The 24,715-nt window shown below is 73.7% G+C and carries 22 protein-coding genes, 1 pseudogene and 1 riboswitch; of the genes and pseudogenes, 6 read left to right on the top strand and 17 right to left on the bottom strand.

Going from position 1 to position 24,715, the window contains the following annotated elements; genetic code table 11:
• Positions 1 to 32 precede the first annotated feature (32 nt).
• On the top strand, positions 33 to 2,057 hold the full coding sequence (locus AB0B76_RS45725; RefSeq protein WP_360388260.1) for an amylo-alpha-1,6-glucosidase: 2,025 nt from the start codon (positions 33 to 35) through the stop codon (positions 2,055 to 2,057).
• Between the two features lie 25 nt (positions 2,058 to 2,082).
• Complete coding sequence (locus AB0B76_RS45730) at positions 2,083 to 3,543, top strand: glycosyltransferase family 4 protein (RefSeq protein WP_360388262.1); 1,461 nt, start codon at positions 2,083 to 2,085, stop codon at positions 3,541 to 3,543.
• Positions 3,544 to 3,546: 3 nt separating this feature from the next.
• Here AB0B76_RS45730 and AB0B76_RS45735 read toward each other — a convergent pair whose 3' ends face one another.
• The 12 genes from AB0B76_RS45735 to AB0B76_RS45790 form a co-directional block, all read right to left on the bottom strand.
• A complete protein-coding gene (locus AB0B76_RS45735; RefSeq protein ID WP_360388265.1) occupies positions 3,547 to 4,164 on the bottom strand; it encodes a DUF2461 domain-containing protein in 618 nt (205 codons plus the stop codon).
• 10 nt (positions 4,165 to 4,174) lie between these two features.
• Positions 4,175 to 4,813: a DJ-1/PfpI family protein gene (locus tag AB0B76_RS45740; protein ID WP_360388267.1), complete on the bottom strand. Its 639-nt coding sequence runs from the start codon at positions 4,811 to 4,813 to the stop codon at positions 4,175 to 4,177.
• Position 4,814: 1 nt separating this feature from the next.
• Entirely contained in the window at positions 4,815 to 5,756 is a 942-nt protein-coding gene (locus tag AB0B76_RS45745; protein ID WP_360388269.1) for a GlxA family transcriptional regulator, read from the bottom strand.
• 223 nt (positions 5,757 to 5,979) lie between these two features.
• The gene (locus AB0B76_RS45750) at positions 5,980 to 6,708 is read right to left on the bottom strand and encodes a MerR family transcriptional regulator (RefSeq protein ID WP_360388272.1); all 729 of its coding nucleotides are present in this window, start codon (positions 6,706 to 6,708) and stop codon (positions 5,980 to 5,982) included.
• 925 nt (positions 6,709 to 7,633) lie between these two features.
• Complete coding sequence (locus AB0B76_RS45755; RefSeq protein WP_223093836.1) at positions 7,634 to 8,098, bottom strand: bifunctional nuclease family protein; 465 nt, start codon at positions 8,096 to 8,098, stop codon at positions 7,634 to 7,636.
• A 296-nt stretch (positions 8,099 to 8,394) separates the two neighbouring features.
• Positions 8,395 to 9,042 carry a MerR family transcriptional regulator gene (locus AB0B76_RS45760; RefSeq protein WP_360388372.1) on the bottom strand — a complete coding sequence of 216 codons (648 nt, stop codon included), beginning with the start codon at positions 9,040 to 9,042 and terminating at the stop codon, positions 8,395 to 8,397.
• Between the two features lie 73 nt (positions 9,043 to 9,115).
• Positions 9,116 to 9,556, bottom strand: coding sequence for an FHA domain-containing protein (locus AB0B76_RS45765; protein WP_350613525.1), 441 nt, complete (start codon positions 9,554 to 9,556; stop codon positions 9,116 to 9,118).
• Positions 9,557 to 9,718: 162 nt separating this feature from the next.
• The gene (gene gcvH / locus AB0B76_RS45770) at positions 9,719 to 10,099 is read right to left on the bottom strand and encodes a glycine cleavage system protein GcvH (protein ID WP_360388276.1); all 381 of its coding nucleotides are present in this window, start codon (positions 10,097 to 10,099) and stop codon (positions 9,719 to 9,721) included.
• 25 nt (positions 10,100 to 10,124) lie between these two features.
• Positions 10,125 to 10,820, bottom strand: a complete 696-nt coding sequence (locus AB0B76_RS45775; protein WP_360388279.1) for a DUF881 domain-containing protein — start codon at positions 10,818 to 10,820, stop codon at positions 10,125 to 10,127.
• A gap of 3 nt (positions 10,821 to 10,823) precedes the next feature.
• Entirely contained in the window at positions 10,824 to 11,156 is a 333-nt protein-coding gene (locus tag AB0B76_RS45780) for a small basic family protein (protein ID WP_350613529.1), read from the bottom strand.
• Positions 11,153 to 11,983, bottom strand: coding sequence for a DUF881 domain-containing protein (locus AB0B76_RS45785; RefSeq protein WP_360388282.1), 831 nt, complete (start codon positions 11,981 to 11,983; stop codon positions 11,153 to 11,155). Before AB0B76_RS45785 ends, AB0B76_RS45780 begins: the two co-directional genes overlap by 4 nt.
• Positions 11,980 to 12,576 carry a CDP-alcohol phosphatidyltransferase family protein gene (locus AB0B76_RS45790; RefSeq protein WP_360388285.1) on the bottom strand — a complete coding sequence of 199 codons (597 nt, stop codon included), beginning with the start codon at positions 12,574 to 12,576 and terminating at the stop codon, positions 11,980 to 11,982. The genes AB0B76_RS45785 and AB0B76_RS45790 overlap by 4 nt, the downstream gene beginning before the upstream one ends.
• Before the next feature lie 73 nt (positions 12,577 to 12,649).
• Between AB0B76_RS45790 and AB0B76_RS45795 the strand changes: the two genes are divergently transcribed.
• Both AB0B76_RS45795 and AB0B76_RS45800 read left to right on the top strand, forming a co-directional pair.
• A complete protein-coding gene (locus AB0B76_RS45795) occupies positions 12,650 to 13,669 on the top strand; it encodes a hypothetical protein (RefSeq protein WP_360388287.1) in 1,020 nt (339 codons plus the stop codon).
• Positions 13,670 to 13,686: 17 nt separating this feature from the next.
• Positions 13,687 to 17,277, top strand: a complete 3,591-nt coding sequence (locus tag AB0B76_RS45800) for an ATP-binding protein (RefSeq protein WP_360388290.1) — start codon at positions 13,687 to 13,689, stop codon at positions 17,275 to 17,277.
• Here the strand turns inward: AB0B76_RS45800 and AB0B76_RS45805 are convergent.
• From AB0B76_RS45805 to AB0B76_RS45820, 4 genes and pseudogenes are all read right to left on the bottom strand, one after another.
• Entirely contained in the window at positions 17,274 to 17,879 is a 606-nt protein-coding gene (locus AB0B76_RS45805) for a class I SAM-dependent methyltransferase (protein ID WP_360388293.1), read from the bottom strand. The two genes, AB0B76_RS45800 and AB0B76_RS45805, sit on opposite strands and share 4 nt — an antisense overlap.
• Positions 17,872 to 18,411: an AAA family ATPase gene (locus AB0B76_RS45810; protein ID WP_360388296.1), complete on the bottom strand. Its 540-nt coding sequence runs from the start codon at positions 18,409 to 18,411 to the stop codon at positions 17,872 to 17,874. Before AB0B76_RS45810 ends, AB0B76_RS45805 begins: the two co-directional genes overlap by 8 nt.
• Positions 18,408 to 19,154: a nucleotidyltransferase domain-containing protein gene (locus tag AB0B76_RS45815; RefSeq protein ID WP_360388375.1), complete on the bottom strand. Its 747-nt coding sequence runs from the start codon at positions 19,152 to 19,154 to the stop codon at positions 18,408 to 18,410. The genes AB0B76_RS45810 and AB0B76_RS45815 overlap by 4 nt, the downstream gene beginning before the upstream one ends.
• 48 nt (positions 19,155 to 19,202) lie before the next feature.
• Positions 19,203 to 19,856, bottom strand: a pseudogene (locus AB0B76_RS45820) (nucleotidyltransferase domain-containing protein); the annotation flags it as partial.
• A 34-nt stretch (positions 19,857 to 19,890) separates the two neighbouring features.
• A riboswitch (glycine riboswitch) is annotated at positions 19,891 to 19,984 on the top strand.
• 71 nt (positions 19,985 to 20,055) lie between these two features.
• Between AB0B76_RS45820 and gcvP the strand changes: the two are divergent.
• Positions 20,056 to 22,881, top strand: coding sequence for an aminomethyl-transferring glycine dehydrogenase (gcvP, locus tag AB0B76_RS45825; protein ID WP_360388298.1), 2,826 nt, complete (start codon positions 20,056 to 20,058; stop codon positions 22,879 to 22,881).
• A gap of 21 nt (positions 22,882 to 22,902) precedes the next feature.
• Here the strand turns inward: gcvP and AB0B76_RS45830 are convergent, their stop codons facing one another.
• Positions 22,903 to 23,118 carry a DUF5999 family protein gene (locus AB0B76_RS45830; protein WP_360388301.1) on the bottom strand — a complete coding sequence of 72 codons (216 nt, stop codon included), beginning with the start codon at positions 23,116 to 23,118 and terminating at the stop codon, positions 22,903 to 22,905.
• Between the two features lie 133 nt (positions 23,119 to 23,251).
• On the opposite strand from AB0B76_RS45830, the gene AB0B76_RS45835 reads away from it, so the two are divergent.
• Positions 23,252 to 24,568: a chorismate-binding protein gene (locus AB0B76_RS45835; protein WP_360388304.1), complete on the top strand. Its 1,317-nt coding sequence runs from the start codon at positions 23,252 to 23,254 to the stop codon at positions 24,566 to 24,568.
• Positions 24,569 to 24,715 lie beyond the last annotated feature (147 nt).

Consider the following 24,715-nt stretch of genomic DNA (forward strand, 5'->3'; position numbering starts at 1 on the left):
GAAACAAGGGGGAACGGATCATAGTTGGGCACATGCCCCCCGGTTCGGTGATGACCTTCGGCCCGCATGCCTGTGCCACCCCGGCGGGATTCGAGGCGGAGTGGCTGGTCACCGACGGACTCGGGGGATACGCGACCGGCACCATCGCGGGTCTGCGCACCCGGCGGTACCACGCGCTGCTCGTCACCCCCGAACGCCGCGTCGCCCTCGCCGCCCTCGACCCGGTCCTGCGCCTGACCGGCGGGGCCGAGCACCGCCTCGCCGTGCACGAGTGGGGCTCCGGCGCGATCGACCCGTCCGGCCATCACCTCCTCGAGTCCTTCGAGCTCGTCGACGGCGTACCCCGGTGGCGCTGGCGGATCGGCGAGTACGTCCTCGAGCGCGAGGTCGCCATGGTGTACGGCCGCAACGCCGTCGCCGTCGTGCACCGCCTGGTCGCCGCCCCGCCCGGGGCACGGGTCCGGCTCACGCTCAGCGCCCTGTGCACGTGGCGCGACGCCGACACCGAACGCTGCCGCACCGGCGAGCCGCCGGCCGTCGCCGCCGCCGGCACCGGGTTCGCCGTCGAGGACGCCTACCGGGTCGACGGGCCCGGCTTCGTGCCGACCGGGGCGTGGTACCTCGACGCGTACTACCGCGAGGAGACCGCCCGCGGCCTCAACCCGGTGGAGGATCTCTGGGCCGCCGGGACGTTCGCGGCCGACCTGCGCGCCGGCGAGACCCTCACCGTCACCGCCCGCTCCGGCCTCGCCGACCCGGCCCCGCTGCCCGACGGCCCCGCCGTCGTCGAGGCGGCCCGCCGCCGCGCCCGCAAGCTCGTGCGCCAGGCCGGCGTGCGCACCGCCGCCGAGCGCCTGCTCACCCTCGCCGCCGACCAGTGCATCGTCGAGCGCGACGGGGTGCCCGACGTGATCGCCGGGTACCCGTGGTTCGGCAGCTACCTGCGCGACACCATGACCGCCTACGAGGGGCTGTTCCTGCACACCGGCCGCGCCGCCGAGGGCCGCCGGCTGCTGCGGTCCCACGCCGGCCTCGGCGCCCGCATGCGGGCCGAGGAGCTGGGCGAGGCCGACGGGCCGCTGTGGTACGTCCACGCCGTCGAACGGCACGTCGCCCGCACCGGCGACCAGGACCTCGCCGCGGAGCTGCTGCCGGCGGTGGAGGCGGTCGTCGCGGCGTACACCAAGGGCACCCGCGACGGCGTGACCGTCGACCCCCTCGACGGGCTGCTCGCCCTCGACGCCGAGCACGCCGGCCGGACCTGGATGAACACCCGGCTGCCGCGCGGCCCGGTGACCCCGCGCGACGGCAAGCCGGTCGAGCTCAACGCCTTGTGGGCCAACGCCCTCGGCGCCGTCGCCGCGCTGCGGGAACGCTGCGGCCGCGACGCGTCGGTCGTGCACACCCGCCGCGATGCCGTGCGCGCCCAGTTCGTGAAGCGCTTCCGGGCCCCGGACGGCTGGCTGCACGACATCGTCGACGCCGGCCCCGCGCCGTACCCGAAGGGCGGCTCCGGCGTCCACGACGACTCGGTGCTGCGCCCCAACCAGCTGCTCGCCTTCAGCCTGCCGTACGCGCCCGGAGCCGACGAGCCGCGCCTGCGCGATGACGTGCTGCGCGCCGTGGGCGAGAGCCTGCTCACGCCGCTGGGACTACGCACGCTCGGGCCCGGGGAGTACGGGTACGTTGGGGCGCACCGTGGTGGTGTCGTCGCCCGGGACACGGCATATCACCAGGGAACGGTGTGGCCGTGGTGGCTCGGGCCGTACGTCGACGCGATGTGTGCCGCCGGCCGGCCGGTGGACGCGCTCCCCGCCGCCATTGAGGGACATTTGGGCGAGTGCGGTCTCGGCTCGGTCAGCGAGATCGCGGAGGGTGACGCCCCGTACCGCCCGACCGGGGCGCCGTTCTCCGCCCGTTCGGTCGCGGCATTGCTGCACGCCCGTGCGGTGATCAGGCAAAACTGCAACTTGCAAGGTGCACGCCCGGCCGCTCCGGGAAAAGCAAAATTGACCCGCGAAGCCGGTCCGCGGAAGCGTCGGAACGCGCTACGGTGACAGTCGGCGACGAGAGGTATCCGCTATGCGTGTATTGATGATCGCCTGGGATTTCCCTTCTAGTGATGGACGGACCGGTGCGCTCTCGGCCGCGCTGGCCGCCGCCGGCCACGATGTCACGGTCGTCGCGCGCCACCAGCCGGGCGCCCCGTCGGCCGCGGGCGCCGTCCGTGTGGTCCGCGCCGCCGCCGCCGGGCCGCTCACCGACGACTCCGACCTCGCTCACACCATGGCCGTCAACCACCTGCTGGCCGAGGCCGCCGTGCGCACCGCGCCCGCGGCCGGCTACGACGTGATCCACGCCCACGGCTGGCTCGTCACCCACGCCGCCGTCACGCTCAAGGAGCACTTCGGCATCCCGTTCGTCGCCTCGCTGCAGGCCACCGAGGCCGGTCGTCACCAGGGCTACCTCGAGGGTGAGCAGAGCCGGTCCGTGCACTCCGTCGAATGGTGGCTGGGCTCCGAGGCCTGCCGGGTGATCGTGCCGACCGAGTACCTGCGCTGGGAGGTCCAGCACCTCTTCGACGTCCCCGCCGAGCGGGTCGACGTCGTGCCCAGCGGCATCGACCCCGACATCTGGACCGCCGAGCCCCGCGCCGTGCGGCAGGCGAGGCTCCGGTTCGCCGGCGAGGGCCCGCTGCTCGTCTTCGCCGGCCGCCTCATCGCCGAGAAGGGCGTGCAGGACCTGCTGGCCGCGATGCCCGCGATCCGCGAGCGCCACCCCGGCACCCGCGCGGTGGTGGTCGGCGACGGCTCGTACCGCGGCGCCCTGATCGAGGAGGCGCGCCGCCTCAAGCTGCACCGCGCCGTCTCCTTCCCCGGCACCCTGGACCAGCCGACCCTGGCCGCGGTCCTCGCCGCCGCGGACGCGTTCGTCATGCCCAGCCGCTACGAGCCGACCGGCACCGTCGCCCTGGAGGCCGCGGCCTCGGGCGCCGCCCTGGTCGTCGCCTCGACCGGCGGCCTCGCCGCGATCGTCGAGCACGGCGTCACCGGCATCCGCTTCCCGGCCGGCGACCCCGACGGGCTCGCCGACGCCGTCGGCGCCCTGCTGCAGGACCCGATGTTCGCCCAGACCCTCGCCACCCGCGCCCGCGCCATGGCCCGGGAGCGGCACTCGTGGCACGCGATCGCGGCCCGCACCGCGGCCGTCTACGGCGCGGCGGTCGACGAGGCCCCGGCCTTCGAGGCCCGCCGGCGCGCCACCGTCCTCGGCAGCGGCCTGCCCGTCGTCTTCGTCCCGCCCGGCAACCTCCTCGCCGACCCGCCGAGCGTGCCGGTGGGCGAACGGCCGTCGAGCCTCGTCCGCGCGGCCGCCGAGGAGGCCGCCTGGCAGGCCGGCGCCGACGCGGCGCGGGCGGCGCTGGCCGCGGAGGGCCGGCGGTGGTCCGAGCCGGCGGCACGGGAGGCGGCCGACCGTGACGCCGCCGCCCGGGCGGCCGCGGCGCCGTTCGACGTGCTGATGGCGGCCGTCGAGCGCCGCTGACGCCTACGTGTGGGTGGCCAGCCATTCCTGCAGCGGCCGGCAGCCGCGCAGGAACGTCTCGACGTGCCCGCGGGCCTTGGCCGTGCCCAGCCACGGCTTCAGCGGGAACTGGTGCCAGGCGATGAGCCCCTTGTGGCGCAGCAGTTCCGCCCGCGGGTGCTCCTTGTCGAAGCCGCGCGGCACCGTCTTGAGCTGCTCGTGCGACGTCACCGACCAGCCGCGCCCCTCCAGCTCCGCCACGATGCCGGCGAGCCACAGCCCGCTGGCGTCGGCGGCGACGGCCTGGCGGTACCGGGCCAGCCGCGCCGGTTCCATCATGTACGCCCCGGCGCCGGCGGCGAGCCCCGCGGCCGTGAGCTGGAGGTAGCCGCCGCGCTCGAAGGAGGCGGCGCACGACGTCTTGTACGGGGACTTGTCGGCGCTGAAGCGCACGTCCCGGTACGGCCGGAAGATCTTCGCCGGTCCGAACTCCGGCTCGAGCTCCGCGAGCAGCTCGGTCATCGGGCCGCGCACCTGGTCGTCGTACGTGCTCTTGTGCGCGGTCCAGTACGTCTTGGAGTTGTCCGCCTCGAGGCCGTCGTAGAACTCGAGCGCCTCGGCGGGCCAGCCACGGAACGTCACGCCCTGGAGCTTACGACGAGACCACCAGGTGCCGGTTGGCGCGCAGGTACTCCACGATCCCCGGCGGCGCCGAGGCGGGCGAACCGGCGGCGAAGGGCGGGCGCGGGTCGTACTCGATCGCGAGCTGGATCGCCTGCGCGACCTGGGGTCCGGCGATCCGCCCGGCGAGGGTGAGGGCAAGGTCGATGCCGGCGGAGACGCCGGCCGCGGTGGCGTACTTGCCGTCGATGACCACCCGTTCGGGCGAGGGCGTCGCACCGTACTCCCGCAGCTTGTCGGTGACGAGCCAGTGGGAGGTGGCGGCGCGCCCGCGCAGCAGCCCGGCGGCGGCGAGGATCAGCGAGCCGGTGCACACCGACGCCATCCACGTCGCGGTGCCGTCGACCGTGCGCAGCCACTCGTGCAGCTCCTCGTCGCCGACCTGGGCGGCGATGTCGGGGCCGCCGGGGACGACGACGAGGTCCGGGTCGGAGACCTCGGAGAAGTCGCACGTCACGCCCAGGCTGAGCCGGCCGGTGTCCGTCGTGACCGTGCCCCGGCCCGAGCCGGTGAACACGATCTCGGCGCCGGGCAGGCGGGACAGGACCTCGTAGGGTCCGACGATGTCCAGGGCGGTCATCCGGGGGTACAACACCATCGCGGTTCGCATTTCAGAATCGCTCCCGATAGTCGGCCGGGCCGACGCCCAGCTCGCGGACGAAGGCGCGGCGCAGCGCCTCCGGTGTGCCGTATCCGCACTCCTTGGCCACCTCTTCGACGCCGTGGTGGCCCTCTTCGAGCAGCCGGCGGGCGGCCTCGAGGCGCACCCGGTCGACGTAGCGCCCCGGCGGCGTGCCGACCTCGGCCGCGAAGGCGCGGCTGAACTGGCGCGGCGACAGGTTGGCGCGGCGGGCCAGCGCGGGCACGGACAGGTCGGCGCCGGGGTGCTCGGCCGCGTACCGCTGGATCTCCCGCAGCGGGTCCCGGACGGCGACCTGGGCCGCGAGCTGGACACTGAACTGCCGCTGCCCGCCCGGCCGGCGCAGGAACATGACGAGGTGCCGGGCGATGCCGAGCGCGACGTCGCGGCCGAGGTCGGCCTCGACCAGGGCGAGGGCCAGGTCGATGCCGGCGGTGACCCCGGCCGAGGTCCAGATCGCCCCGTCGCGCACGAAGATCGGCTCCGCGTCGACGGTGACCTGCGGGAAGCGCCGCGCCAGCGACGCGCATTTGTCCCAGTGCGTGGTGGCCCGCCGCCCGTCGAGGAGCCCGGCCTCGGCCAGCAGGAACGCGCCGGTGCAGACCGACATCAGCCGCGGCGCGCGCGGGCCGTGCTCGCGCAGCCAGGCGACGAGCCGCGGGTCGTTCGTGCGGGTGCCGTCGCCGCCGGGCACGACGAGCAGGTCGGCGTTCCCGGCCGCGGCGAGTGTGACGTCGGGCAGCAGCCGCAGGCCGCTGGAGGTGCGCACGGGGAGTCCGTCGAGGCCGGCGATCCGGGTTTCGTACCGCCCGCCCGCCGCGTTGGCCCCGGTGAAGACCTCGAGGGGGCCGGTGACGTCGAGGCTCTGGACCCCGTCGAAGACCAGGATCACGACTTGCTGCGCCGCCGTCATGCGGTCGATCCTGGCGGTTCGTTCGGCACGTCAGCAACGACGGGCTTCCCACCTTTTCGGCCATGCCCGGGTTTTTGTCGTACCCCTGTTCTAAGTTGGAGACATGTTCAGGGCACTGCTCCACCGTCGGGTCTCGGCCGCCGGCGCGTCGGCGTCGGCTCCGATCCGTTGGTGGGGTCGGTCAGCCGGCGCGGCGGCGGCGCGGTTTCGCTGGTGGGACCGGTCAGCCGGCGCGGCGGCGGGCGCGGCGCATCGCCAGTTCGTCGCCGCCGGTGAACGCCTCGCCGGCGCTGCCGGTCGCGGGGAGCGCGGGCAGCTCCTCGCCGGTGGTCGCGGCCTCGGCCGGCAGGTGCGACAGGGTGCCCTCGATCTCCTTGAACGCCCCGGATATGGCGATGCCGAAGACGCCCTGCCCGCCCTGGAGGAGGTCGACGACCTCTTCGGGGGACCGGCACTCGTAGACGGTGGTCCCGTCGGAGATGAGGGTGATTCCGGCGAGGTCCCCGACTCCGCGCGAGCGCAGCGTGTCGATGGCCTTGCGGATGTTCTGCAGGGAGACCCCGGCGTCGAGGAGGCGCTTGACGACCTTGAGCACGACGATGTCGCGGAAGGAGTAGAGGCGCTGGCTGCCGGAGCCGCTCGCGTCGCGCACGGAGGGGACGACGAGCCCGGTGCGGGCCCAGTAGTCGAGCTGGCGGTAGCTGATGCCCGCGGCGTGGCAGGCGGTGGGCCCGCGGTATCCGACGTCGTCGGCGTCCGCGATCCCGGACGTGCGGCCGTTTTCGAAGCCCGTGCCGGACCCGGTGCTGGAACCCGCCTCAAAGGCGTCCACGTCGCCTCCGATGCTGCTGCTGTGGTGGTGGCCCGGGTGGGCGGTGCCGGCGCCCGGGTGGGGACGGTGGTCGAGCTGCGGACCGGCGGCGTACGCGGGGCCGGCCGTGCGGTGATCCATGGTCGGGGTCACCTGGGCGTGCTCAGTGGCATGGCCGGGTATCCCGGGATCGGGCGGCTGTTGCATTGCGACCCACCTCCAGCGTCAACACCCGCAACCCTATAGCGCACCTTGAGGGTCGGCGGGGAGGTAACGCCGCGACACGCCGCGTGCCGGTGCGGGAAACCTTGCGCGCGTCCACCCGCGCCGGCGGCAAACCGTCGGTGACGGCACCCCGACGCTGCGGTTGACCCAGGCTCGACGCTACCTGTCCGGCCCCGGAAGACAAGCGCGTTCACCGAACTGCGCAGCCGAATCCGCCCACGTCACACGGCCGTGTGCCCGTTTTGTTACCCGCGGCCGCCACCCCGCCGACTCGGCCCACCCGCGCTCACCCCCGGGCGGCGGCCGGCGCGTGCCGGGACGGGCGCGGGGGAATCACCCGCCCCGTGGTTGAGGTGCTTCGCCCGCGCTCACCCGTGCCGGCGTACGTGGTTTCCGCATTCACCCGCGGCGTTCACCTGCACGCCCGGGCGCGTCGCGCCGGCGCCGGTTCGCCGAGGGGGCGGCGGGCCGGGATCACTGCTTGGCCGGCCGCCTGCGCTTTCGGCTCGGCCGGTTTGGGCCCGGCCCCGCCGCTTTGCGTTGCGGTGACCGGTGGGTGCGGCGTGTCTGTGGTGTTCGGCCGTGGCCACGGGTTTCTGCGCTGCCGGGCGGGTCGACTGCCTGTCCGCGGGGTGAGTGCGGCGTGCCGGTGGCAATCCGCGACGAGGTCGGCGCGGACCCTGGACCTGTATGGCGTCCGTCCGCCGCTGATCCGCTGCCTGGGTGTCAGTACGGTGCGTGGCTCGCGGTCATCTGCCGGGCTGCCAATCCCGTCCGCTCGGGCGCGGCCTTCTCCGCTTTCTGAAATCGCCGGGCGCCGCCGGCCGCGGTCCGGCCGATGTCAGCCGGCGAAGTCCTCCGGGCGGACCTGCTCCAGGAACTCGCGGAACTTCTCGACCTCGTCCTCCTGCTCGTCGGGAATGACGATGGCGGCCTCGGTCAGGACCTGGTCAGCGCAGCGGATCGGGGCGCCCACGCGCAGGGCGAGCGCGATCGAGTCGCTGGGACGGGCGGAGACCCGGACGTTGTCGCCGATGACGAGCTCCGCGTAGAAGATGTTGTCGCGCATCTCCACGATCTCGACGGCGTGCAGCGGGGCCTTGAGGGCCGCGAGCATGTCGCGCATCAGATCGTGGGTCAGGGGTCGGGCCGGCTTCACGCCCTGCTGCTCGTAAGCGATCGCGGTGGCCTCTACCGCGCCGATCCAGATCGGCAGGTAACGGTCCCCGTCGACCTCCTTGAGCAACACGATGGGCTGATTGGTAGGCAGCTCCACGCGAACTCCGACCACATTCAGCTCTCGCACTGCCGCCTCCGTGTCGACTTGCCTCTCCCTGCACGTTACACGGACTCCACCGCAGTCGTGCCACTCGCGATGCCGGTGTGATGTGCCGAGTGGTGAAGATCGCCCAGGAACGAGGGCTGCGCGAAAGGTCCCGTTCACCCAGGTTTCTCCCGGAAGGGGGAGAACGTCCCTCCGGTGGGGGACGCCATGGGACGTCCTGGGCCGTGGAGGAACGCCGTGAGGACGTCCCGGGCGGCAGAGAAGGCGGTGGGGACGTCCCGGTCGTGGCTGAGGAACGACGGAGACGGGAGCCGGCCCTACTTGCCGAGGATCTCGCGCAGGCCCGCGCGCACCAGGGCGGCGTGCACACGCTGGGTCAGGGCCGCCAGCTCGTGGACCGCGTCCGCCGCCCGGGCACGCCCCGCCGGGCCGTTCTGCCGGGTCAGCGGGGTCACGAGCTGGCTGAACAGGCCGATCTCGCGATCCGCGGCGGCCCGGTACGCGCGCAGGTGCCTCGGCTCCACGCCGAACTCGGCCAGGCGCGCGGCGGCCGTGGCCACCTCGAGCGCGTCGGCGTCGTAGCCGGCGCCCGGGCGGGGCTTGAGCAGGCCGTGGTCCTCCAGGGCCTGCAGCGCGGCGTCGGTGAGGCCGGCCTTGTCGAGGAGCTCGGCGCGGGTGAGGCGGGTCTCCGCGGGTGCCTCGGCGGGTACCGAATCGGACACGTCGGTCAGGGGCTCGCGCATGGTCGCGAGGTGCTCGCGGATGACCCTCAGCGGCAGGTACTGGTCGCGCTGCGCGGTCAGCACATAGCGCAGCCGGGCCACGTCCGTCCAGGTGTACTTGCGGTAGCCGGCCGGCGTGCGGCGCGGCTCGACGAGTCCCTCGGTCTCCAGGAAGCGCAGCTTGGAGATGGTGACGTCGGGGAAGTCGCCGCGCAGGTGCGCGAGGACCTCGCCGATGCTCATGAGACGCTCACCCCGGGTGATGTCCTCACCCGGGGTGGGGTTGTTCCAGGCGGCCGCCGACGCCGTCATCGCCTCAGCTCTCGTCGGGGCGCGGTCCTGCCACGAAGACGAGGCGGAACTTGCCGATCTGGACCTCGTCGCCATTGCTCAGCGTGGCCGCCTCGACCCGCTCGCGGTTGACGTAGGTGCCGTTGAGGCTGCCGACGTCGCGCACGGTGAAGGTGCCGCCCTCGCGGTGGAACTCGGCGTGGCGGCGCGAGACCGTCACGTCGTCGAGGAAGATGTCGCTGTCCGGGTGCCGGCCGCTCGTGGTCACGTCGTGGTCGAGCAGGAAGCGCGCGCCCGCGTTCGGGCCGCGGCGCACCGCCAGCAGGGCCGTGCCCGGCGGAAGTGAACCCGACATGCGGGTGGGCACCATGTCGTTGTCCGGCCCCTCGATGGCATCCTCAATGGCGCCAAGGTTGAGCGTGGACGTGACGTCGAGCGGGGGAAACTCGTCGTCTGGGCGCGTCATCGAACCACCTCACGGTCGTATGTCGGGATCAGCCGGATGCATCGGAAGCCGATTCACGCATACGGTTGACTGAGCGAGCCTAGTCACGCGCGAAATCACGGGTCAACCGGACGCGCGGCACGTGCGTACTACAAAAGCACGTGCGTCCTGAAAAATGAACGTTCAGCCGGCGGTGAGCGCCTCGTACGCCTTGGCGTCGAGCAGCGCGTCGACGGCCGCCGGGTCGGTGACCTTGAGCTCGACGAGCCAGCCCTCGCCGTACGGGTCGGAGTTGATGAGCTCCGGCGCGCCCTCCAGGGCGGGGTTGACCGCGACCACCTCACCGGCGACGGGCGCGTAGATCTCCGAGACGCTCTTGGTCGACTCGACCTCGCCGAGCGACCCGCCGGGCTCGAAGGCGGCCCCGACCTCGGGCAGCTGGACGAAGACGATGTCGCCCAGCGAGTCCTGCGCGTAGTGCGTGATGCCGACCTTGAAATTGCCATCCCCGGCGGGGGCGAGCCATTCGTGTTCGGTGGTGTACCGCAGATCGTCGGGAATCACGTCAAGTCCTTCTTCGGTCGGCTGGCTATTGAGCGGGCTTGGCGTACTGCAGCGCACCGGCATTGTGCAACGCGTTGACGTGCACCGGGTCCATTTCGCGCACGGAAACCGTACCGCCGTGCTGGCGGACACTGTCCACGACCCCTCCCGGGATGTTCAGCGCCGTCCGCATGGTGTCCGGTCCTCCGATGACCGTGATCGTATACGGCGCGGTCACCGTCGTCCCGTCGACCACGAGGCGGCCCGCCTGCGGGGCGTCCACGAAGTACGTCGACGCCACGACGCGCACCGCGGGCCCGCCGGCCCCGGCGATCTGCATGGCCTCGGCCCCGGCCCCGCGCAGCTCCTCGATGGCGTCGAGCACGGTTTCGGATTTTATTGCCTCGGTACCCGCCATGAGGTCGATCTGCAAACCAGGCCCCTCGGCGGGGAGGGTCCCGGCGAGGATTCCGAGCTCGTCGGCGCGCTTGCGGGCCTCGGCCAGGGCCGCGTCGCGCCCCTGGGCGCCGGAGTCGAGCTGCCGCTGGGTGTCCTCGAGGTCGCCGATCTCGCTGCGGAGCCGGTCCTGCTGCGCGTCGAGGTCGGAGAGGATGCGCACGAGGTCCTCCGGCCGGGCGGAGGACAGCTCGGCGTCGCTGCCGCCGGCCTTGAACTGCACCGCGACGGCGAAGCCGAGCAGGGCCAGCAGCACGGCGATGACGAGGTTGGCGGATCGGCCCACGGCTCAGGCCCGGAACAGGTGCCGGCGGATGGCCGCCACGTTGCCGAAGATCCGCACGCCGAGCACGACGACGACCCCGGTGGACAGCTGCCCGCCGACGCCGAGCTTGTCGCCCAGGTACACGATCAGCGCCGCGACCAGCACGTTGGACACGAACGACACGACGAACTGCTTGTCGTCGAAGATGCCGTCGAGCTTGGCCCGCAGCGCGCCGAAGACGGCGTCGAGCGCGGCGACGACGGCGATCGGCAGGTACGGCTGCAGCCCGAGCGGCACCGACGGCTCGAGGAAGACGCCGGCCGCAACCCCGATGGCCAGGGCGATCACGGCGATCATCGGGTGGGACCTCCAGAGGGAGAGGGTGTCCGGGCGTACTTCAACGGCGGCTCGCCGGAGCCGGCGAGCGTCAGGTTCGTGCGTTTCTTCACGCTGAACTGCATCCGATACTCCTCGACGTACCGCTTGAACCGCTTCGCCGTGCCCGAGGCGCCGAACGTGTCGGCGATGTCCGGCGGCCCGATCGCGGTGACCTCGTAGGGGCTGGTCACCGGCCGGAAGTCGACGAGGATGACGCCGCCCGCGGCCCGGATCGTGCCGGTCGCGGTGAGCCGCTGGCCGTTGACCGCGACCGCCTCCGCGCCGGCCTGCCACAGCCCGTTGGCGATGTCCTGCAGGTCGCGGTCGAGCACGACGCCGAGGTTCTCCTGGGTGGTGCGGCCGGTGACCGGGTCGACCTGCGGCGGCGCGTCGGCGATGCGGACCGCCACCCCGTCCCCGGTTACCTTGCCGGTGCCGGTGCCGGCGGCGAGGTCGCGCAGCCGGGCGGCGCTGTCGCCGTCGGCGAGGGCGTCGTCGCGGGCCCGGTCCACCTGGGCCCGCAGGTCGGCGGCGCGCCGCTGCAGGTCGTCGGCGGTCTGCTGGCGGGAGCGCACGTCGGCGACGAGGTCGTCGCGGGCCTTGGAGGTGCCCGGGGCGGCCTGCACCACCTGGTGGTACGCCACCGCGAACAGCAGGCCGATGGCCAGCATCGCCGCGGCCGTCAGCCACCGGCCCGACTTCGGCGGGGGCGCGTCCCCGCGGCGGGCGGCCGCGGCCGCGTACCCGGGGTCGAGCGGGTTGCGGAACAGCTCGCCGAGCAGGTCGTCGCGGCGCGGCGAGGTCACGACACGCCGGCGGCCGCGGCCCGCCCCGCGCGGACGTGCACCGTGGCCTGGATGACGTAGAAGACGGCGGCGACCCAGTAGAGGACGATGCCCCACCACAGCAGCGCCCAGCCGCTGGGCTGCGCCCACGAGCGCGCGGAGTCGGAGTAGTGCGCGAGCAGCATCATCGGGAAGCCCATGAGCAGCACCGCGGTGGCGGTCTTGCCCACGTAGTGCACCGGCGGCGGGCCGTGGCCGAGGATCCGCAGCACCACCAGGACCAGCACCATCACGGCCTCGCGGGCCAGCAGCGCGATCGTGAACCACCAGGGCACGACGTCCTTGAACGTCAGCGCGAACAGGGTGGCGAGGATGTACAGCCGGTCGGCGAGCGGGTCCAGCAGCTCACCGAGGCGGCTGACCTGCTTCAGGCGGCGCGCCGCGAACCCGTCGACCCAGTCGCTCAGCCCGCCGATGACGAGCACGGCGACGGCCCAGCCGGTCGCGTCGGTGGCGAGGAACAGGTACAGGAACAATGGCACGCCGAGCAGGCGCGTAAAACTGATGAGGTTCGGGACGGTGAGCACCGGCCCGAGACCCTGCCGGTCTGCCACGCCCGGAATGCTAACAGCCCGCACGGGTGACCTCGTGGAGGCGCTCGCGCCGCGCCGGGTAGCGTCGCGCCCCATGAGGCGGACGATCGCCGTTGTTCTGGCATTGGTACTGCAGGGCTGCTCGCACTCCGCGACCCGGCCCCCGGCCCCGCCGCCTTCGGCGGAGGCGTCGGCCCTCCCGGCCGCCGGGGGCGGGCTCGGGGCCGCGCCGGCGTCCGCGTCCGCGTCGTCCGCCAAGGCCGGTCCGTGCACGATCTTCCCGGCCGACAACGTCTGGCACGCCGACGTCTCCAAGCTCCCGGTACACCGGGACTCGGCCTCCTGGGTCGCGAGCATCGGCGCCGCCGCGCACGCCCACCCCGACTTCGGCACCACGTTCGGCATCCCGGTGACGAGCGTCCCGGCGGGCCAGGCCGGGGTGAAGGTCACCTTCGAGTACGCCGGCGAGAGCGACCCCGGCCCCTACCCGATCCCGCGCAACGCCCGCGTCGAGGGCGGCGCCGACGCCGGCGGCGACCGGCACGTGATCGTCCAGGACACCGCGGCCTGCAAGGCGTACGAGCTCTACAACGCCACCGTGCAGGGCGACGGCAGCTGGAAGGCGGGCTCCGGCGCCGTGTACGACCTGCGCGGCAACGCCCTGCGCAAGAGCGGCTGGACCTCGGCCGACGCCGCGGGCCTGCCGATCCTGCCCGGCCTGCCCCGGGCCGACGAGGCCGCCGCAGGGAAGATCGACCACGCCATCCGGTTCACCGCGCCGAAGACCCGCAAGGCCTTCATCTGGCCGGCCCGCCACGCCGCGTCCGACGCCACCGACGCGGCCCTGCCGCCGATGGGCGCCCGGTTCCGGCTCAAGGCGTCGGTCGACATCTCGAAGTACCCGCCGCAGGCCCGGGCGGTGGCGCAGGCGCTGAAGACGTACGGCGCGATCCTGGCCGACAACGGCTCCCCGTGGTACTTCACCGGCACCGAGGACGCGAAGTGGAGCAACACTCAGCTCGACGCGCTCAAGGCGCTCAAGGGCACCGACTTCGAGGCCGTCGATTCGTCGCTGCTGATGGTCGACGCCAACTCGGCCCGCTGCCGCCCGTGACGGGCTAAGTTCACCGCGTGACCCGCAAATCGAAGCCGATCACGGCGATCACGTACGCGGAAGTCCGCCGGATGGTCGCCGACGACCAGCCCGCGCTGCTGGCGGCGGCGGACCGGCTCATCACCGCGAGCCTCCTGCTCGCCCCGGCGGTGCTGGGCCCGCTGGCGGTACCACTGCTGGGACTGTTCGATCTCAAGAGCGACGCCGTGCGGCTGGCCGGTGACCTCGCGCGCGGCCTGGCCCGGCGCGGGGAGGGCTTCCTGCACCGCTCGGAGTCGCTCGCGGCCGCGCACCTGCTCATCACCCACACGGCGTTCTGGGCTGCGGCCGACGGCGAGCTCGGCGAGCTGCTACGCGCCGGCGACGGGCCCGAGACCCGGGAGTCCCCGGACGTTGCGGTGCCCGCGGCCGAGGAGGCGTACGCGGGCCTGCCGCCGGTGTCGCTGCCCCATCCGGCCGCCCGCTTCGCCGACGAGGACCAGCAGCGGCTGGCGATGTACACCGCGATGGCCGCCCGCCTCGCCGAGGGGGCCCGCGACTTGGGCGAGTGGGAGCGCGAACGGCTCCGGGCCGGCTGCGCGGCGCTGCCGGAGCTGGCCATGCGCCACTACTACGCGCAGTACCTCGACCTGATGCTGACCGGCCGCGACTTCTTCGCCTGGGCGGCCGCCTACGAGCACGCCAAGACCCAGGCCCTCGTCGTCGAGCAGACCGCCGCGATCGACTCCCGGCTCGGGCTGGTGCTCGCCGCCGTCGAGGGCGTCGACGTCGGCCTGCGCCGCCTCGCCGCGGCCCTGTCCGCCCCGGCCGGCCAGGTGCACACCGAGGTCACCACCGCCCTCGCCCTGGCCCACGAGCGGCAGGCGCTGGAGCCCGTCGTCGTCGACGAGTTCGAGACGCTGCGGTACCCGGCGCGCATCGACGCCTTCGTCCCGCAGCCCTACCGGGAGCTGCGCTACCCGGCGGCGCGGGTGAGCCTCGAGGACGAGCGGCTGTGGGCGGCGCGGCCGTACCGCGACGACATCGCCGCCGCGATGGTCCTCGCCCTCGAGTCGGCGTACAGCGTCACCGCCCCGCTGCTCGTGCTCGGCCACCCCGGCTCCGGCAAGTCGCTGCTCACCCAGGTGCTCGCCGCGCGCCTGTCCGCCGTCGGGCACCACGTGGTGCGGCTGGAGCTGCGCGACGCCACGCCCGGCACCCCGGTACAGACCCAGATCGAGGAGCAGATCCGCCGCGACTGCGGCCACGACGTCAACTGGGCCGAGTTCGGCCGCGCCCTCGCCGGGCGCCCGGTGCTCGTGATCCTCGACGGCTACGACGAGCTGCTGCAGGCCAACGGTCAGGTCTTCGCCGACTACCTGCAGCAGGTGCACGCCTTCCAGCGCCGCGAGCTCGACCTGGACCGGCCCGTGCGGATGCTCGTCACCAGCCGGGTCACGCTCATCGACAAGGCCGTCGTCCCGCCTGGCACCGCCGTGCTGCGCCTCGCCGAGTTCGACCACGACCGGCAGATCACCTGGGCGCGGCAGTGGAACGACCTCAACGCCGGGCATTTCCACCGCACCGGCGTGCGCCCGTTCACCCCGCCCGCCGCCCCGGGCCTGCGGGACCTCGCCGGGCAGCCGCTGCTCCTGCTGCTGCTGGCCATCTACGACTCCCAGGCCAACCAGCTCGCCGACACCGCCCTCGACCGCAGCTCGCTGTACCACAGCCTCCTGCGCCGCTTCGTGGAGCGCGAGCTGACCAAGGGCGCCGCGGCCGCCGCGGCCTTCCACGCCGCCGCCGAGACCGACCGGCGCGCGGCCGTCGAGCGCGAGCTCGACCGCCTCGGCCTCGCCGCCCTCGGCATGTTCAACCGGCGCGCCGTGCACATCAGCCGGGCCGACCTCGACGCCGACCTCGCCTACCACCGGGCGCTGCGCCGCACCGAGGGCGGAACCCTGAGCCCGGCCGACGCGGTGCTCGGCAGCTTCTTCTTCATCCACGAGTCCCGCAGCCGCTCGGGCGACCCGGACGACTCCAGCCGCGGCGCGGCCGCGTCCTTCGAGTTCCTGCACAACACCTTCGGCGAGTTCCTCACCGCCGACCTGATCCTGCGCCGGGTCATCCTGCTGGCCGCGCAGATCCACGTGTACCGCACCAGCCCGCTCCTGGCCGGCGACCTCGAGGCCAAGCTCGCCGACCCGGGAGACGAGTGGTACGCCGCGCTCGCCTTCGAGGCCCTGCACCACCGCCCCCTCGTCGCCCAGATGCTGCGCGAGTGGCTGCCCCACCGCCTCGCCGCGGACGGTCTCGACCCCGCCGGCTTCGCCTCGGCCCTGCACGCCCTCGTCGACCGGCAGCTCGCGCTGGTGCTGCACGCCTCGCCGCCGCGCTGGTTCACCGACGGGGCCGGCCGGGCCCCCTACCCGGGGCTGCCGCTGCTCGGGTCGCTGGCCGTCTACAGCCTGAACCTGGTCGTGGTGGCGGCGGTCCTCGACCGTCTGCCGGTCTCGGACCTCGCCGCCGACGACGCGACGTCGGACTGGGCCCGGCTGACGTCGCTGTGGCGCTCCTGGTTCCCGTCGAAGTCGCTGGTCGGCCTCGTGGGCGTGCTGCACGGCGCCCGTTCGCCCGGCGTCGTCGAGTTCACCCGCGCGACCGGGGTCGAGTACGGCGGGCCCGAGGTGGTGCGCGACGCCGTGTACGAGGCCGCGGTGGTCGCCGTCGGGCTGGCCGACGACCTGACGGCGGGCCTGGCCACGCTGGTGATCGGCCGCTCGGAGCCGGACGGGCGGCTGCTGCTGCAGCGGTCCCTGGACTTCCTGGACCGGGCCGGGTTCGACACGCGGTGGGAGCGCATCGCCCAGCAGACCCGGGAGACCGGGGTGCTGCCGGCGATCCCCGTTTCGGGCAGCAACGCGGCCCTCGCGGAGGCGTGCGCGCTCGGCCAGGACCGGGAGCTGCCGCGGCTGCGCCTGACCGGTTCCGACGCGCCGCCGATCGCCGCGGTGACCTGGGTGAAGGCGATTGCCGATCCGGCCTGGCGGCTCGCGCAGATGGTGGGCTCGCCCCCGACGGCGCCGTTGCTGCGGTCCTGCCGCCACATCGGCTGGGCCCACCCGTTCGAAGCCCCCGGCGGCGCCGACTTCGGCACGGCGGTCGAGTACGCGCTGCTGCAGCTCCTGATCGGCGACGGCCTGGAGGCCGCCGACGCCCTGGTGGCCGAGCGGATCGGTGCCGCGGGCGCTCTGGCCGGCCTGCCGGAGGACTCCTGGCTGGCCCTGCTGCGCGCCCTCGACCGGTTCCCGCGCACCGCGGCGGCGCTGGCGGCCGGCGCCGGCCGGGGCGACCGGCGGATCCTGACCCGGTTCGTGCTCGATCCCCAGGCCGCGGACGTGCCCGCGGTCCGGGATGCCGCCAACCGGGCCAGCACCGCCGTGCATGCGGTTCTGCTGCACGCCGCGCGCCGCCACGACGCCGCGGGCATGTTCGCGCGGGTGTTCAGCCTCGGCCCGGACACGGAGGCGGAGGCCCGGGAGGTGCTGGGCCTGCCGCGCGTGCCGTCCGCCGCCGACCCGGACGTGCTCGGCGACCTGGCGTGGCTGCGGGAGGCGCGGTTCGCCTAGTGGATCAGGGCGATCGTGAAGTCGGCGCCCTGGGGGTGGTAGGCGTGGTCGATCCGCCAGCGGTTGGTCAGGGCGGCGGCGAAGCGGCCCAGGACCGACGGGTCGGCGTACAGCTCGTCCTCGGCCCGGGCGGCGTCCGGGCGCTGGGCGCTGAGGAAGTTCGCGGCCACGGCCCGCCAGGAAATGTCGTACGCCTGTTCTAAAGTGTCGAGGTAGTAGAGCGGGTCGTCCGGGTCGGCGAACTGGAAGATGCCGCTGGCGAACACGTAGTCGTGGCGGCCTGGGGGCGGGGCGCCCAGGGGCAGCCGCGAGACGTTGGGGACGCCGCGGGCGGCGGCGCGCTCCACCATGCGGGGGTCCAGGTCGATGCCGGTGTACTGGAACGGGAGGTTCATGTCGCGGAGGTGGAAGTACAGGTCGCCGGGGCCGCAGCCCCAGTCGAGCACGGTGCCGCCCGCGTAGCCGGCGGCGCGGGTGAGGGCCTCGAAGCGGACGCGCTGGAGGGCCTCGCTGCCCCAGCCGGCCACCCGCCACGGAGGGCCGTCCAGCCCGGCGTGGAAGGCGGCGATGCGGTGGGCGCGGTCCTGCGGGGGCTCAGTCATGCAACGGCCGCGCCCCGGCGAGGATCGCGTCGACGGTCTCGGGCGGCGACTGGTCGGACGTGTCCAGCCACAGGCCGATGCGCGGGGTGCGCTCGCGCAGTTCGGCGTCGAGGGACTCGACGGTCCAGCCGTACGGGTCGTAGGCGGACTTCGCGCGGCCCGACTCGCGGGCCGACACGGCGGAGGGGGTGGGGCCGAGCGCGACGACGAACAGGGGGCGGGCCCGGATCGCGGCGACCATCGCCGGCAGGTGGGCCCCGAGGACCACGTCCTGCGCGACCACCGTGAAGCCGGCCTCGTGGTAGGTGTCGGCGGCGCCCGCGGTCAGGCGGTGGCGCAGGGCGAGCTGGGCGGCGGCCTCGGCGCTCGGGGCCGGCGTCATGTCGGCGCGGCCGTTGACGACCATGCGGCGGAAGGCGTCGCCGCGCAGGTGCACCGAGCGGGGGAGGCGCTCGGCCAGCGCCTGGGCGACCGTCGACTTGCCCGATGCCGGGATGCCCGTGATCAGGTACACGGCCGGGCCCGCCGTCATCGGGCCAGCCGGGTGCGGATCAGCAGGTCGTTCAGGGCCGGGGCGGCCGACGGTGCCGCGGGGAGCTTCGACGCGTCCCGGGCCGCCTCCAGGTCAGCGGTCAGCCTCGCCACGTCCGCGGCCAGGCGGGCCGGGGACACCAGCGACTCGGGCAGGGCGTGGTGCTCGCCGGCCTTCTTGGCCTCGATGAGGTCCGGGACGTACGGCAGGGTGTTGAGCACCCGCAGGTCGGCCTCGACCTCGCCGGTGCGCATGAGGTGGATGCCGGTGTGCAGGACACGCAGCGTGTAGAGGGCCGGCTTCAGCTCGCCCGTCTTCGAGTACAGCAGCCACTGGCCCGACGCGAAGCCCAGGTAGTGGCGGGCGTGCTCCGGGGTCAGGCAGTGCGGGGCCAGGGCCTTGAGCTGCTCGTGCAGCGGCGACGTGCGCACGAGCAGCGGGGAGAGCAGCTGTTCGAGGACGTAGCCGTTCGGGCGCAGCAGCAGGCGGATGAACTTCGCCAGTTCCTGGCTCACCACGTCGAGCTCCATGCCCTCGCGGACGCCGCCCGACTCGACCGTGCCGGGGCCGGTCTCCAGGCCCACCACCTCGTCCAGCGGCAGGATGTGGCACGCGCGGAGGTCGAGGTCCGAGTCCACGGACGCGAAGCCGTACAGGTGGGCGCCGCTCACGGTGGCGAACGCGAGCGGGTAGGGGTGCTCGTCGGCCACCTCGCCGGCCCAGGCCGGGATGCCGTCCGGGATCGGGGGAGGGGCGGCCGGGGCGGGCTCCCGCGGTACCGCCGCCGGGGCTCGCAAGGCGAACAGGAAGCGCTCCACGGCGGCGCGGTCCGGCTCCTCCGGCAGCTTCGACTCCGACTCCGCGGCGGCGAGGTCGGCGGACAGGGCGGCCGCCAGGGCCTGGAACTCCTCCCAGCTCAGCTCGCCCCGGCGGATCGCCAGGAGCTCGTCGCGCCGGGCGGACACGTCGACCAGGACCTCGCCGGTGCGCAGCACGTGGGCGCCCGCCCGCAGCAGGCGGGCCATGTGCATCGCCTGCTTCCAGCGCACCTCGCCGGTGCGGGCGCGGACCGACGTGAGCTTGTTGAGCTGGTCGCGGGCGTAGTCGCCGTAGGTGCGGGCCGCCCGGCGGGACAGGAACGCCGGGCGCAGGTCCAGCAGCGCCCGGCCGGCGTCGGTGACGTGCTCGACCAGGGGCGACGACAGGCACTCCCACACCGTCGGGTTCGCGGCCAGGGCCAGGGTGCAGGCCCGCTCGACCTCCCACGAGAACTCCTCCGGCCGCGGGCCCTCCACGTGCGTGGGCGGCTTGTCGAGGGACCAGAAGGCGTCGGTGGGCGCCTGGAACACGCCCCGGCGGTCGGTGTCCGAGGCCGGGCCGTCGAGCCCGTACGCCCGGGAGCCGACGACCGCCGAGTAGATCGTGTGCTTCGCCACGATGGTCAAGTCCTGCACAGTTGGTAGGGTAGGCGTGCCGGCAATACCCGCGTGGGAGAGACCGCTGAGCACGTCAGCGGCGCCGAAGGGGCAAATCCTCCCCGGAACCTCTCAGGCAAAAGGACCGCTGCGGGTTGGCACCTCTGGAGTCTTCGACAGAGGGGGAGGAGCGTGTCCGCCCCTGCCCCGAGACCCAGAGAGTGCGCCCATGACCAGTTTTGCCGCGCGGCACATCGGCCCGAGCGCCGACGAACAGGCCCGCATGCTCAAGACCGTCGGGTACGAGACGGTCGAGGATCTCATGACCGCCGCCATCCCGGGCTCGATCCGCTGGCACCAGCCGCTCGACCTGCCGCTCGCCGCGTCCGAGGCCGAGGTCCTGGCCGAGCTGCGGGCGCTCGCGTCGGCGAACCGGCCGCTCGTGTCGATGATCGGCCTCGGGTACTACGGCACGCACACGCCGCCGGTGATCCTGCGCAACGTGCTCGAGGACCCGTCGTGGTACACCGCCTACACGCCGTACCAGCCGGAGATCTCCCAGGGGCGGCTCGAGGCACTGCTGAACTTCCAGACGGTCGTCGCCGACCTGACCGGGCTGCCCGTCGCCGGGGCGTCGCTGCTCGACGAGGCGACCGCGGCCGCGGAGGGCATGACGCTCGCCCGGCGCTCCTCCAAGGTCAGATCCGAGGTGTACGTCGTCGACGCCGACGTGCTGCCGCAGACCCTCGCCGTCATCCGGACCCGCGCCGAACCGCTCGGCATCGAGGTGCACGTGCTCGACCTGGCCGCCGAGGAGCTGCCCGAGGCGTTCTTCGGGCTGCACCTGCAGTACCCCGGCGCCTCCGGGGCCGTGCGCGACCACGAGGCCCTGATCGCGCTCGCCCACGAGCGGGGCGCGATCGTCACCGTCGCCGCCGACCTGCTCGCCCTGTGCGTGCTGCGCGAGCCCGGCGCGATCGGGGCCGACGTCGCCGTCGGCAGCGCCCAGCGCCTCGGCGTGCCGATGGGCTTCGGCGGCCCGCACGCCGGCTACATCTCGGTCCGCCAGGGCCTCGAGCGCACCCTGCCCGGCCGCCTGGTCGGCGTGTCCCGCGACGCCGGCGGCGCCCCCGCCTACCGCCTCGCGCTGCAGACCCGCGAGCAGCACATCCGCCGCGAGAAGGCGACCAGCAACATCTGCACCGCGCAGGTGCTGCTCGCCGTGACCTCCAGCATGTACGCCGTCTACCACGGCCCCGACGGGCTGCGCGAGATCGCGGCGCGGACCCACGACATGGCCGTGCGCCTCGCCGCGGGGCTGCGGGCGGGCGGGGTGGCCACCGAGCACGGGGCCTTCTTCGACACGGTGACCGCGGTGGTACCCGGCCAGGCCGGACCGATCGTCGAGGCGGCCGCGGCCCGCGGGATCAACCTGCGCCGCGTCGACGCCGACCGGGTCGGCATCGCCTGCGACGAGACCACGACCTTCGGGCACCTGCGCGACGTGCTCGCCGCCTTCGGCCTGTCCCACGTCGACGTCACCGAGCTCGACACGACCGACGCGGTCCCGGCCGGGCTGCGCCGGGCGTCGGCCTATCTCACGCACCCGGTGTTCGCCACGCACCGCTCCGAGACGGCGATGCTGCGGTACCTGCGCCGGCTCTCGGACAAGGACTACGCGCTCGACCGCGGCATGATCCCGCTGGGCTCCTGCACCATGAAGCTCAACGGGACCACCGAGATGGAGCCGATCACCTGGCCCGAGTTCGCCAACGTCCACCCGTTCGCGCCCGTCTCGCAGACCCAGGGGTACCGCCGGCTGATCGGCGACCTCGAGCGCTGGCTCGGCGAGGTCACCGGCTACGACGCGGTGAGCCTGCAGCCCAACGCCGGGTCGCAGGGCGAGCTCGCGGGGCTGCTGGCGATCCGGGCGTACCACCGCGACCGGGGCGACACCGGGCGCGACATGTGCCTGATCCCGTCCAGCGCGCACGGCACCAACGCGGCCAGCGCCGTCATGGCCGGCATGCGCGTCGCGGTCGTGGCCTGCGACGAGCTCGGCAACGTCGACCTCGCCGACCTGGACCGCAAGATCGAGCAGCACCGGGACCGCCTGGCCGCCATCATGGTCACGTACCCGTCGACGCACGGGGTGTACGAGACCGGCATCTCCGAGCTGTGCGGGAAGGTCCACGAGGCCGGCGGGCAGGTCTACGTCGACGGCGCGAACCTCAACGCGCTGCTCGGCTTCGCCAAGCCCGGCAAGTTCGGCGCCGACGTGTCGCACCTCAACCTGCACAAGACCTTCTGCATCCCGCACGGCGGCGGCGGCCCCGGCGTCGGCCCGGTCGCGGTCCGCGCCCACCTGGCCAAGTTCCTGCCCTCGCACCCGTTCCTGGGCACCGACGCGCCGGTCGGCCCGGTGTCGGCGGCGCCGTTCGGCTCGGCCGGCATCCTGCCGATCCCGTGGGCGTACCTGCGGCTGATGGGCCCCGACGGGCTGGCGAAGGCGACGGCGGTCGCGGTGCTGGCGGCCAACTACGTGGCGGCCCGGCTGCGCGAGCACTACCCGGTGCTGTACAGCGGGGCGGAGCACCTCGTGGCGCACGAGTGCATCCTCGACCTGCGGGGGATCACGCGGGCCAGCGGCGTGACGGTCGCCGACGTGGCGAAGCGGCTCATCGACTACGGCTTCCACGCCCCGACGATGTCGTTCCCGGTGACCGGGACGCTCATGGTCGAGCCGACCGAGAGCGAGGACCTGGGGGAGCTGGACCGGTTCTGCGACGCGATGATCGCGATCAAGGGGGAGATCGACCGGGTGGCGGCGGGCGAATGGCCGGCCGGCGACAACCCGCTCCTGCACGCCCCGCACACGGCGGAGGTGGTCACGGCCGACGAGTGGTCGCACGCCTACTCGCGGTCGGTGGCGGCGTATCCGAGCGCCGCGGCGCGCGAGGCGAAGTACTGGCCGCCGGTGCGCAGGATCGACGACAGCTACGGCGACCGGAACCTCGTCTGCGCGTGTCCCCCGGCCTCCGCTTACGAAGAGTAACCTCCCCGTAGCTACGGACTGTTACCGCGGCGCGGCGCCCACGAGGGTGTGCGGCGCCCAGCCGCGGTGCGGCTCGATCACGGAGCAATCGGGCAGAAGCTCGCCGGTGTCCTCGAAGACGATCACGCCGTTGCAGAGGAGGCTCCAGCCCTGTTCGGGGTGGCTCGCGGCGACGCGGGCGGCTTCGCGGTCGATGTCTTCGGCGGTGGGACAGGAGGGCTGGTGCTGGCAGAGCATCGGGGGTCTCCGATTTGAGAGGTTCAGTTGAGGCCTGTGTGGTTCTTCACATGACCAGTGATGCACGCTACTACGGCCAACGACACTATTCCGAACATGTGACGGCACAACTTGGGGATAATCCACCCTTCGTATGAGCACACTAGGACCGGTTGTCCGGTACGCGCCCGGGACTGTGGATCTTCATCCGCCCGGGCTACCCGACGCGTGTCGGGGGCGCAACTGGGAGCGCTCCCGGCTTGAATGGTACGCGCGGGACGGTGGAGACCCACTTCAATTACTTACCGAGTTCGCCGCGTCGCACGGCGTAAATGTCGCCGACATTTCGGCGTCACCCACCGTCACCGATGCGTTCACCTGCGGGATTTCGGTCCTCCTGTCGCCACCCTCGGTAACACCCTCGCCGACACCCTCCGTGCCGGATCTTGTGGCGATCGCGTACTCCCACGGCCCGCGGCGCTCACCCCGGGCCGGGAACGCGGCTCGATCTGTCGGCTTTCCGTCACCTGGAACCGTGAACGTTCCACCGCCGGTTCGTCCGGGTTCGAGGGCCTTGGCCGGATTTGCAACTTCTTCCGGCCGGCGCGATTCGGTGGCCGCCCCGCCTTCGGGGATCGGCCCCTGGGTGCCGAGCTGGACCGAGGCGGAGCACGCCGCCGCCGTCGACGGCGTCCGCGCGGCCATCGCCCGCGGCGACGTGTACGTCGTCAACCTCGTCGGCCACGCGAGCGCCCCGTTCCCCGGCGACCCGGGCCCGGCCCTGGCCCGCGTCGCCGCCCTGCCCGGCGCCCGCTACGGCGGAGTACTGCGCGGCGACCGCTGGTGGCTCGCCTCGGCCAGCCCGGAGACTCTGGTCGCGGTGGCCGGCGGCCGCGCCGTGACCCGCCCGATCAAGGGCACCCGCCCGGCCACGCCGGAGGGCCGGGCCGACCTGCTCGCCTCGGCCAAGGAACGGGCCGAGCACGTGATGATCGTCGACCTCGAACGCAACGACCTGGGCCGCGTGGCCGAGGTCGGCTCGGTCCGCGTCGACGAGCTGTTCGCCCTGCGCCGCTGGTCCGGGCTGTGGCAGGCCGAGTCGACGGTGAGCGCCCGCCCGGCCCCGGGCGTCGGCCTGGCCGAGCTGCTGGCCGCGGTCTGGCCGGGCGGCTCCGTGACGGGTGCGCCGAAGCGGGCCGCGATCGAGGTCGCGACGCGCCTGGAGCCGGTCGGCCGCGGCCCGAGCATGGGCGCCTGCGGCTGGATCGGCCACGGCGCGGCGGGCCCGGGGGCACCCTACGGTCGCGTCGAGATCGACCTCGGCCTCACCATCCGGACCGTGGCGGTCGCGGACGGCCGCGCGCACCTGTGGGCCGGCGGCGGCATCGTCTGGGACAGCGACCCGGCCGCCGAGGTCGCCGAGGCCGCGGCGAAGACGGCCCCCATCAAACGCGCCCTTCGCGGTTCCTGAGCTTTACGCCGTGGCCAGGGCCACGTTTTCGGCCGCGGCGCGGCGGCGCGTCGAGCTTTACGCCGTGGCCAGGGCCACGTTTTCGGCCGCGGCGCGGCGGCGCGTCGAGCTTTACGCCGTGGCCAGGGCCACGTTTTCGGCCGCGGC

This window comes from Dactylosporangium sp. NPDC049140 (assembly GCF_040648435.1).